Genomic DNA, 9,388 nt, shown 5'->3' with positions numbered 1-9,388 from the left:
GCCGCTCGGCCGGTGGCTGCTGAAGGTGGCGTTCCTGGACCGCGCCTATGCCGTGCTGATGCGCGAGACCCTCAAGGCGATGAAGGCCGGCGCGGAGCGGGCCTAGGTCTTCCGTCGGCGGGGTTTGGGCTTGGCGCCTTCGGATTTGGGCAGCACCACTTCGCCGAAGAGGTTCTGCGGCGTCGCCTCGGGGCGGTCCTCGGCGCGGCGGCTGAGCAGGAAAAGGGCGGTTTCCGAGCGCCAGTTCTCCAGCAGGCCGTCTGGGCGGATGGAGCGCGCCGGCTTACCGCCGGAAAGCGCCGCGCAGGCGTCGACCCGCAGGTCCAGCTCGCGGCACAGGTCGGTGAAGTCGCGCAGCGTGCAGAGGTGGATGTTCGGCGTCGACCACCAGGGGTCGGGCAGGGCGCGGGTCTCCGGCATCCGGCCGCGCATCATCAGCGAGACCCGCATCCGCCAATGGCCGAAGTTCGGCACCGAGACGATGGCCTGGTCGGCGATGCGCAGGAGCTCTGAGAGCACATGGCGTGGATCGCGCATCTGCTGCAGGGTCTTCGACAGGATCGCGTAGTCGAAGGCCCGGGTCGGGAAATGGTCGAGGTCGCGGTCGCCGTCGCCCTGCACCACGGCCAGGCCCTTGGCGAGGCAGGCGGAGACCCCGGCCGGGCTTATCTCCAGGCCCTGGCCGTCTACACGCTTCTCCCGGGTCAGGAGGTCAAGGAGTTCGCCATCCTCGCAGCCCACGTCCAGCACCCGCGCGCCGGGGCGCACCAGCCGCAGGATCTCGGCGAAGTCCTCGCGAAAGGCGGGCACTAGAGCCTCATCCCTAAAGCCCTCGGGCCTGGGCGGTGGAGGCGAAGAAGCCGCGGAGCGTCCGGTCGAGTTGCGGCTCGTCGAGGAAGAAGGCGTCGTGGCCCTTGTCGGTCTCGATCTCGGCGAAAGAGGCCCGGCAACCCGCCGCGTTCAGGGCTCGGACGATGTCGCGGCTTTCGGCGGTCGGATAGAGCCAGTCGGAGGAGAACGAAAGCACGCAGAAGCGCACGCCGCGCGCCGTGGCGAAGGCCTCGGCCAGGGTCCCGCCCCGCTGGGCGGCCAGGTCGAAATAGTCGAGAGCGCGGGTGATGTAGAGATAGGAGTTGGCGTCGAAGCGGTCGACGAAGCTGGCCCCTTGGTGACGCAGGTAGCTCTCCACCTGGAAGTCGGCGTCGAAACCCCAGGAGAGGCCGTCGCGCTGCAGTTCGCGGCCGAACTTCCGCTGGAGCGCCGGCTCGGACAGGTAAGTGATGTGCGCGGCCATGCGCGCGACGGCAAGGCCCTTCTCCGGACGCACCCCGGCGGCCTCGTAGGCCCCGCCGCGCCAGTCAGGATCGGCCATGATCGCCTGGCGTCCGACCTCGTGGAAGGCGATGTTCTGGGCCGAGTGACGCGGCGCCGCGGCGATGCAGACCGCGCTGAACAGCTTCTCCGGATAGTCCGCCGCCCACTGCAGCACCTGCATGCCGCCCATGGAGCCGCCAACCACGGCCAACAGGGTCTCGATACCCAGGGCCTCGATCAGCATGGCCTGGGCGCGCACCATGTCGGCGATGGTGATCACAGGGAACGACAGGGCGTAGGGATGCCCGGTCTTGGGGTTGGTCGAGGCGGGCCCGGTCGAGCCCATGCAGCCGCCGACGACGTTGGTGGCGATGATGAAGTAGCGGCCGGGATCGAGCGGCAGGCCGGCCCCGATCACATTGTCCCACCAGCCGGGGCGACCGGTCGCTGGATTCACCGAAGCGGCGTGCTGGTCGCCGGTGAGCGCGTGGCAGACCAGGATCGCGTTGGTCCTGGTCTCGTTCAGCCGGCCATAGGTCTTGTAGGCCACTTCCAGGTTCGGAAGCGTCGCGCCGGAGTCCAGACGCAGCGGCTTGCCCGCCGGGAACCGCCAGGTCCCGCCGCCGCTCTCGATCTCCGCATCGGGCTCCGCACCTGCGTCCATGGGCGCCTTGGACCGCCAAGCCCTTTCAGTGTCAATGACCACGTCGACGCCCCGCGGCGGCTTCGCAGGGCGCGCGGGCGCGGCTATGAGGGTGACGCAAGGTGGAGCGTCGATGGACCGGCTGATCCTTTTCCGGCACGGCAAGGCCGAAGCGGAGTCCGCCAGCGGCGAGGACTTCGACCGCCGCCTCGCCCCGCGCGGGGTCGCGGAGTCGGCCGGCATGGGCGCCCAGCTCGCCGACATGGGCTTCGCGCCGGATGTGGTGCTGGTCTCCGCCGCGGCGCGCACGCGGGAAACCTGGGCGGCGGCAGAGCCCAACTTCCCCAAGGCCCATGCCCGTTTTGACGAAGATCTCTATCACGCTGACTCCGGCTGCGTGCGGCGCGAGGCCGAGCGCGCGGGCGCCGGGGCCGGCACAGTGATGATCGTGGGTCACAACCCGGGCCTGCAGGAGCTGGCAGTCCAGCTCCTGATGGAAGGCTCTGCCCCGGCCTCGCTGATCGCCCGCGCCGCGCGCCAGTTCCCGACCGCGGCGGCGGCGGTCTTCCTGTTCGATGACAGTGGCCGGCCCGCCTTTGACGGGCTCTTCTTCCCCGACCGCGATCCGGGACGGGGCGCTTGAGCCGCATCTACAAGATCCTGCCCCGCGCCGACTGGATCGCGGCGCATGAGGCCGGGCGCTATGACGGCTCGCCGCTCGACCTGAGCGATGGCTTCGTCCACTTCTCGACGGCGGCCCAGGCGCAGGAGACGGCGCGCAGGCACTTCGCCGGCCAGGCCGAACTGGTGGTGCTGGAGGTGGAGGCCGACGATCTGGGCGCGGCGCTCCGCTGGGAGCCCTCGCGCGGCGGCGACCCCTTTCCGCACCTCTACGGCCCGCTCGCCGCCGAGCTGGTCCGCTATGTCACCGAGGCGCCTCTGGACGCAGATGGCGTCCCGGTCCTCGGCGCCCTTTTATGAGCATAGGGAGCGTGAGCCTGCATGGCGCTGCGACCTGGGCGCTCCGTGGCCTCGATCCCGAGGACGCCCACGGCTGGGCGATCCGCGGGCTGAAGCTCGGCCTGGGGCCCGTCGGCGGCCGCGACGACCCGATCCTGGCCACCTCGCTGGCGGGCCTGACCCTGCTCAATCCGGTGGGCCTGGCGCCGGGATTCGACAAGGACGCCGAGGTCTTCGAACCCATGCTGCGCGCCGGCTTCGGCTTCGTGGAGTGCGGGACGGTGACGCCGCTGCCACAGGCCGGCAACCCGCGTCCCCGGCTCTTCCGCCTCAGCGATGACCGGGCGGTGATCAATCGCATGGGCTTCAACAACCGGGGCCTCGAGGCCTTTGCCGGCCGCCTGGCGCGGCGCGGGCAGGGGGTGATCGGCGCCAATATCGGGGCCAACAAGGACTCCCAGGACCGGATCGGCGACTACGTGATCGGGCTCACGCGCCTCTGGGGCCTGGCCAGCTATTTCACGATCAACATCTCCTCGCCCAACACCCCGGGCCTGCGGGCGCTGCAGACCAGGGCGGCGCTGGAGGAGCTCCTGGGACGGCTCGCCGAGGCGGCGAAGGGCCTGCCGGCGGCCGGCAAGGCGCCCGTATTCCTGAAGGTCGCGCCGGACCTGGAGGATGGCGAGGTCGAGACCATCGTCGAGGCCTGCGTCGCTCAGGGCCTAAGCGGGATCATGGTCTCCAACACCACCGTCTCGCGCCCGGCGCTCAAGTCTCGGTTCGCGGGCGAGGCCGGCGGGCTCTCCGGCGCACCGCTCGCGGACCTGTCGACCCAGGTGCTGGGCGTCTTCGCGAGCGCCAACGCCGGGCGATTGGCCCTGGTCGGCGTCGGCGGAATCGCCTCAGGGGCGGACGCCTATGCGAAGATCCGGGCCGGGGCGAGCGCCGTGCAGCTCTATTCGGCCCTGGTGTTCGAAGGTCCCGGCCTGGTGGCTCGGATCAAGCGCGATCTGGCCCTGCGCCTGCGCGCAGACGGCTTTGCTTCGGTCGGCGCTGCGGTGCGCGCAAACTAAGCCAGGAAGGCCCAAGGCTTGCAGGAGCCCACGGCTTCGTTGCCGAACTGGCCGCGCTGGATTAACTCGGAAGGATCATGGCGGACGCCGCCCCCACGCCACCACAGGAAGAGACCAGGCCTGAGAGGCCCCGCTTCTTCTGGCCGGGCGGCCTTTCGGCGCGCCTGCTGACGCTCACCATCCTGTTTGTGGCGTTCGGCGGCCTCCTGTCGCTGCCGCCGGCGCTGGCGCAATTCGAACAGCAGTGGCTGCTGGACCGGGTGCGGGCCGCCGAGCTGGCGTCGCTGGCGCCGGAGGTCGCCCCGGATCGCAAGGTCTCCGATTCCCTGAAGAGCGAGTTGCTCAAAGGCGCCGGCGTCGAGATCGTGGCCATCTCCAACGACAAGATCCGCTCGCTGGTGTTCGCCGGGCCCAGGACCGCCATTTCGCCTTATCTGGTCGACCTGCGCGGCAATGTGGGCCTGGACCTGCTGGCGCCCTTCCGCACCCTGTTCAGCGCCCCGGACGCCCGCCTTCGGGTGATCGCCGCGCCGCGCTTCCGCAACGACCTCAACGCGCGCACCGACTTCGTGGAGTTCGTGGCCCCCGACGCGGAGCTGAAGAAGGCGCTGATGGGCTACCTGTGGCGGGTGGTCCTGGTCATCGCCTTCGTGTCCGCCATCGCAGGTCTGCTGGTCTACCTGACCCTCAACCTCTTCCTGGTGCGGCCCATCCAGCGGCTCACCTACGCCATGGAGCGCTTCCGCGCCGACCCGGAGGACGCCGAGGCGCGCATCCAGCTCTCCGGTCGCCGGGACGAGGTCGGCCGCGCCGAGGTCGAGCTGGACCTGATGCAGGCCGACCTGCGCGTCGCGCTCAACTCCCGCGCCCGGCTTGCGGCGCTGGGCGAGGCGGTGGCCAAGATCAATCACGACCTGAAGAATATGCTGACCAGCGCCCAGATCGCCTCGGAGCGGCTGGCGGCGCTTAAGGACCCAAAGGTCAGCCAGGCGCTGCCGCGCCTGGAGCGGGCGCTGGATCGGGCGGTTAAGCTGGCCTCCGGCGTGCTGGCCTACGGCAAGACCCAGGAAGCCGCGCCGGAGCCCCGGCCCGTCCTGCTGACCGCCGCCGTCCAGACCGCCGCCGAGGAGGCGCGACTGGCCGAGCACCACGTGGCGCTCTCCTGCAAGATCGCCGCAGCCGAGCGGGTGGTCGCCGACCCGGACCAACTGCATCGCATCCTGGCCAATCTGCTGCGCAACGCCCAGCAGGCCATTGAGCATCAGGAAGGCCGCACCAAGCCAGGTCGGATCGCGGTGACCCTGACCCGCACCCGCGACGCCAGCTTCATCCGCGTCGCCGACAACGGGCCGGGCCTGCCGGAGCGGGCGCGCGAGCGGCTGTTCCAGCCCTTCGCCGGGTCAGGTCGGCCGGACGGCGCGGGCCTGGGCCTGGCCATCGCCCGCGAGCTCGCCCAGGCCCATGGCGGGGACCTGACCCTGATCGAGACCGGCGCGGGGGGCTCGACCTTCGAACTGCGCCTGCCCGGCGCGCCGGCGCCGGCGCCGCCGAAGCGGCGGCCGGCGGCTCACGCGGCATCGAAATAGGCGCGGCTGACCTTCTTCGACACGATCTGGGTCCAGGCCTCGCGGACCAGATCGGCCAGTTCGTCAGCGTCGAGCTGCTCGATCTCCACAAAGCTCCAGCGCAGGGCGCCGGCGATCATTGGTCGGAAAACGTCCGGGCGGGCTTCGAACAGCAGCTCCTGGTGCGCGGACGACAGCTTCATGATGATCTGGCCGCGCGACTGACACGCGAAGCCCCTGGACCCGACCTGGAACCAGGGCTCGCCCCGGTACTCGACCTCGCTGGCGCCCGGCAGGGCCAGGGCCACGGCGCGTATGTCCTCGAGGGTCGCCAGGGTCGGTAGCTCTCTCTGCTAGTAGCCTCGGGCCACGCCCTCGCGGCGGGGATCGGCGCCGCCGCGCAGGCCGCTGGCCGTCATCTGGATGGCCTGTTCCCCAGACCCTTCGCCAAACGGGCCGCCGCGCAGCGCAACGCCCTTGGCGCCTAGTCCCGCCACCACGCCGGGCGGGAATTTTGCGGGCTCCGAGGCGTAGACCGTGTCGAAGGCGATCAGGTTCGGAAGGGCGACGGCCTCCTGCGGCGGAAGCTTCCAGTCCAGAAGCCCGACCAGGACCTTCAGGTTGAAGGCGATGATCGAAGGGCCGCCGGGCGAGCCGGCGCCGGCGACGAACCGGCCCTGCTTGTCGAGCACGATAGCCGGAGCCATGGACGAGCGCGGCCGTTTGCCGCCCGCCGGGGCGTTGGCGGCCGGGGCGCCATCCTGATCCTTCGCCGTGAAGGAAAAGTCGGTCAGCTGGTTGTTGAGGAAGAAGCCGCCGACCATCTTGCCGTCGCCGAAGATGCTTTCGACCGTCGTGGTCATGGAGACCGCGTTGCCGTCCTTGTCGACGATCACCAGGTGGGTCGTGCCGCCAGGCTCCTTGGTGCGGTCGGGTGCGCGCGGGCCGGCGCCCTTGGGATTGCCGGGACCGGGCGCCGGGCCGGCCTTGTCCAGGTTGATCAGCTTGGCGCGGGCGTCGAGGTAGTCTGCCGCCAGCAGGCCCTCCATCGGCACGGAGACGAAGTCCGGGTCGCCGTAATAGCGGTCGCGGTCGGCGTACATCAGCCGGCTCGCCTGACTGAACAGGTACCAGCCCTGGATGTCGTTGGGGTGTTTGTCGATGTCGGTGCGCTGCAGGATGCCCAGGCCTTCCAGCACCGCCGGGCCGCCGGACGGCGCCGGCGGCACGCAGACCGTGTACTCGCGATAGGGCCGGCAGACGGCGGGCGTGGCCTTGGGCTTGTAGCTCGCCAGATCCTTGAGCGTCATGGCGCTCGGGTAAGGGCCCTCGTGCAGCTTGGCGACGATCTCAGCGGCGATCGGGCCTTCGAGGATGGCCTTGGGACCTTCTGCAGCAAGCTTCTTCAGGGTCGCTGCATAGGCCGGGTTCTTCATGATCTCGCCGGGCTGGACCTTGGTCCCGTCGGGCTTGGTGAAATAGGCGACGGCGTCCGGCTGCCTGGCTTGGGGCGCGTTGGAGGCCGCCGCGGCGGCCATGCGGGCGGGCACGTGGAAGCCGTCTGCGGCCAGGTGCTCGGCGTCGCCGAACAGGTCCTTCCAGGCGAGCTTGCCGTGCTGGCTCTGGGCCAGGTGCAGCATGGCGATGGCGCCCGGCACGCCCGCCGAGCGGCCGCCAACGATCGCCTGGCCCTTGGGCATGGGCTTGCCGTCCGGGCCGTAGAACAGTTCCGCCGTCGCCCCGGCCGGTGCGGTCTCGCGGCCGTTGTAGGCGGTCACCTGATGGGTCTTGGCGTCGTAATAGGTCATGAAGGACCCGCCGCCGAGGCCGGAGCTCTGCGGCTCCTCCAGGCCCAGCACCGCCTGCACCGCGATCGCGGCGTCCACCGCCGAGCCGCCGGCCTTCAGCACCTTGAGGCCCGCGTCAACCGCGTCCGGCTCGGCGGCGGCCACCATGGCGGTGGGTCCCTTTTCCGGCGCGGCGGGAGCCTGCGCGGCAGTGACGGACGCGGCGATCAGGGTGGCGAGGCCGAGGGACAGGAAACGCTTGGCGTAGGTCACGTGTGGGAGAGCTCCGGAACGGCGGGTGAAGCCGCACCATAGCGGGCGGCCGAGCGTGGACAACAAACCTCGAGCCAAGCGAGGCTGCAGTCCCTGGAGCCTTCGCACGCGCGCCCCGGCGCCCGCAACCTGATCACCGAGGTTCCACGGCTGAAGATGCGCCAGTGATGGTGTTCGAGGCGATGGCCGGAATGAATATCGACGTTATCGACTGGGACGATTCGCCTGCCTAAATAGGCAGGCTTTACCTGGGCAGAGCCCCTGATAGCCTTGTTATCTGGGCTGGGATTGGGAGGCGGGCATGCGGATCGGTCATCGGATGGCGTTGCTGACGGGCGCGGCGGTCGTCGCGAGCGCGGCGACGGCGCAGCCCGCGCAGAAGGTAACTGGGCCGGTAGCGGTCTACTGGATGAGCGCCTCGACCCAGAGCGGCTTCGGCATGCCCGGCGCAGGCGGCGGCGGACGGCCGTCCATGAGCCAGATCATGGGGATGATGAACGGCGGCGGTGGGGCCCAGCACAGCCTGGTCCTGCAACTCGGCTCCTCGGAACACCCCGCCGGCGACCCCAGCGCCGAGCACCTGCCCCCGACGGGTCTGGGCGCGGGCCCCAGCCTGCCGCTGGTCAGTCCCGAAGCGCCGCCGACGCCTACGCCGCGCGAAGAGCCCCCGGAGAAACCGCAGATCCCGCAGGAGTACCAGAAGCCCAAGGGCCGGATGCTGATCTTCTGGGGCTGCGGCGAGCACGCAAAGCCGGGCCAGCCCGTGGTCCTCGATTTCGCCGAAATGAGCGCGGGCAAGATTCCGCCCGGAATGTCGCTGCTGTCCAAGGGCCTCGACATCCGGCGCATGCAGCCGCCTTCACCCGGCCGCTACGCCGCCTATGGCGACTGGCCGAACGCAAAGTCGCGCACCACTGTGCCGGGTACGGGCTCGCTGGTGGGCCAGCACACGGTCCACGGCGACTACAGCCCGGAGATCAAGTTCAGCCTCGACCCGAACCAGGATTTCCTGGGCCCATTGGTTCTGACGACCAACACCAAGACCCCCGGCGGCCCGGCCCAGCTCGGCTGGGCGCCGGTGTCGGGCGCCGAGGCCTATGCGGCGACGGTGGTCGGGGCCGGCGGCGGCAGGGGCGGCGGCGACGCCACGGTGGTGCTGTGGAGCTCCTCGGACGTCGAGGCCGCGGCCTTCGGACTCCCCGACTACATCGCCCCCGGCGACCTCGCCCGCGGCGTCGAAAACCGCACCTTGATGGGCCCGCAGACCACCAGCTGCCAGGTGCCCAAGGAGGTGGTCGACGCCGCTCCGCAGGGCTTCCTGCAGATGGTCGCCTACGGGCGAGAGGCGAACTTCGTCTATCCGCCGCGGCCCGCCGACCCGAAGATCGCCTGGAACCGCCAGTGGGAGGTCAAGGTCCGATACCGCTCCGCCACCGGTGGCCTGCTTGGCATGACCATGCCTGGCATGGGCGGCGGACGCGCCGCTGCGGGCGCGACGCCGGTCGGCGCCCAACCGGGCCAGGACCAGCCGCCGCCCGATCCCGCCGCCGCCCGCCGCCGCGCGATCCTCAACGGCCTGGGTGGCCTGATCCCGCACTGAGCTGGCGAGGCAAGATTCTGACACCGACCCGGCTTGCGCTTTGCCGGTTCCGCGACTAGGTTCCGCGCCCTCGCCGTCAGGCGGTGCGCGCCCGTAGCTCAGCTGGATAGAGCATCAGACTACGAATCTGAGGGTCGGACGTTCGAATCGTTCCGGGCGCGCCAATTTCTCCA

9 protein-coding genes and 1 tRNA gene are annotated in these 9,388 nt (G+C 70.5%); 6 read left to right on the top strand and 4 right to left on the bottom strand.

Going from position 1 to position 9,388, the window contains the following annotated elements; all coding sequences use genetic code 11:
- Nucleotides 1-102: 102 nt before the first annotated feature.
- Both metW and E8A12_RS09020 read right to left on the bottom strand, forming a co-directional pair.
- Nucleotides 103-810, bottom strand: coding sequence for a methionine biosynthesis protein MetW (gene metW, locus E8A12_RS09025; protein WP_293367813.1), 708 nt, complete (start codon nucleotides 808-810; stop codon nucleotides 103-105).
- 13 nt (nucleotides 811-823) lie between these two features.
- Nucleotides 824-1,978 carry a homoserine O-acetyltransferase gene (locus E8A12_RS09020; RefSeq protein ID WP_293367811.1) on the bottom strand — a complete coding sequence of 385 codons (1,155 nt, stop codon included), beginning with the start codon at nucleotides 1,976-1,978 and terminating at the stop codon, nucleotides 824-826.
- Between the two features lie 112 nt (nucleotides 1,979-2,090).
- Between E8A12_RS09020 and E8A12_RS09015 the strand changes: the two genes are divergently transcribed.
- The 4 genes from E8A12_RS09015 to E8A12_RS09000 all read left to right on the top strand — a co-directional run bounded on the left by E8A12_RS09015 (nucleotide 2,091) and on the right by E8A12_RS09000 (nucleotide 5,576).
- Nucleotides 2,091-2,600 carry a histidine phosphatase family protein gene (locus tag E8A12_RS09015; protein WP_293367809.1) on the top strand — a complete coding sequence of 170 codons (510 nt, stop codon included), beginning with the start codon at nucleotides 2,091-2,093 and terminating at the stop codon, nucleotides 2,598-2,600.
- Entirely contained in the window at nucleotides 2,597-2,938 is a 342-nt protein-coding gene (locus tag E8A12_RS09010) for a DUF952 domain-containing protein (protein WP_293367807.1), read from the top strand. Before E8A12_RS09015 ends, E8A12_RS09010 begins: the two co-directional genes overlap by 4 nt.
- A gap of 11 nt (nucleotides 2,939-2,949) precedes the next feature.
- Complete coding sequence (locus tag E8A12_RS09005) at nucleotides 2,950-3,990, top strand: quinone-dependent dihydroorotate dehydrogenase (protein ID WP_293367815.1); 1,041 nt, start codon at nucleotides 2,950-2,952, stop codon at nucleotides 3,988-3,990.
- Nucleotides 3,991-4,067: 77 nt separating this feature from the next.
- Nucleotides 4,068-5,576 carry a HAMP domain-containing sensor histidine kinase gene (locus tag E8A12_RS09000; protein WP_293367805.1) on the top strand — a complete coding sequence of 503 codons (1,509 nt, stop codon included), beginning with the start codon at nucleotides 4,068-4,070 and terminating at the stop codon, nucleotides 5,574-5,576.
- Here E8A12_RS09000 and E8A12_RS08995 read toward each other — a convergent pair.
- Nucleotides 5,558-5,863 (bottom strand): MmcQ/YjbR family DNA-binding protein, encoded by a 306-nt coding sequence (locus E8A12_RS08995; protein WP_293367803.1) that lies wholly within the window; start codon nucleotides 5,861-5,863, stop codon nucleotides 5,558-5,560. The genes E8A12_RS09000 and E8A12_RS08995 overlap by 19 nt on opposite strands.
- 45 nt (nucleotides 5,864-5,908) lie before the next feature.
- Complete coding sequence (locus tag E8A12_RS08990) at nucleotides 5,909-7,615, bottom strand: gamma-glutamyltransferase family protein (protein ID WP_293367801.1); 1,707 nt, start codon at nucleotides 7,613-7,615, stop codon at nucleotides 5,909-5,911.
- Between the two features lie 301 nt (nucleotides 7,616-7,916).
- Here E8A12_RS08990 and E8A12_RS08985 point away from each other — a divergent pair, with 301 nt between their 5' ends.
- Both E8A12_RS08985 and E8A12_RS08980 read left to right on the top strand, forming a co-directional pair.
- Nucleotides 7,917-9,215 (top strand): hypothetical protein, encoded by a 1,299-nt coding sequence (locus E8A12_RS08985; protein ID WP_293367799.1) that lies wholly within the window; start codon nucleotides 7,917-7,919, stop codon nucleotides 9,213-9,215.
- 87 nt (nucleotides 9,216-9,302) lie between these two features.
- A tRNA-Arg gene (locus tag E8A12_RS08980) sits at nucleotides 9,303-9,379 on the top strand.
- The last annotated feature ends 9 nt before the right edge of the window (nucleotides 9,380-9,388 follow it).

The organism is Phenylobacterium sp. (genome assembly GCF_004799395.1).
Taxonomy (GTDB): Bacteria; Pseudomonadota; Alphaproteobacteria; order Caulobacterales; family Caulobacteraceae; genus Phenylobacterium.
This window is presented reverse-complemented; position numbering and strand designations above follow the sequence as displayed.

Coding starts and splice junctions, on each gene's coding strand:
- E8A12_RS09020 (WP_293367811.1), bottom strand. CDS start 1,978: ATGGACGCAGGTGCGGAGCCCGATGCGGAGATCGAGAGCGGCGGCGGG.
- E8A12_RS09000 (WP_293367805.1), top strand. CDS start 4,068: ATGGCGGACGCCGCCCCCACGCCACCACAGGAAGAGACCAGGCCTGAG.
- E8A12_RS09015 (WP_293367809.1), top strand. CDS start 2,091: ATGGACCGGCTGATCCTTTTCCGGCACGGCAAGGCCGAAGCGGAGTCC.
- E8A12_RS08985 (WP_293367799.1), top strand. CDS start 7,917: ATGCGGATCGGTCATCGGATGGCGTTGCTGACGGGCGCGGCGGTCGTC.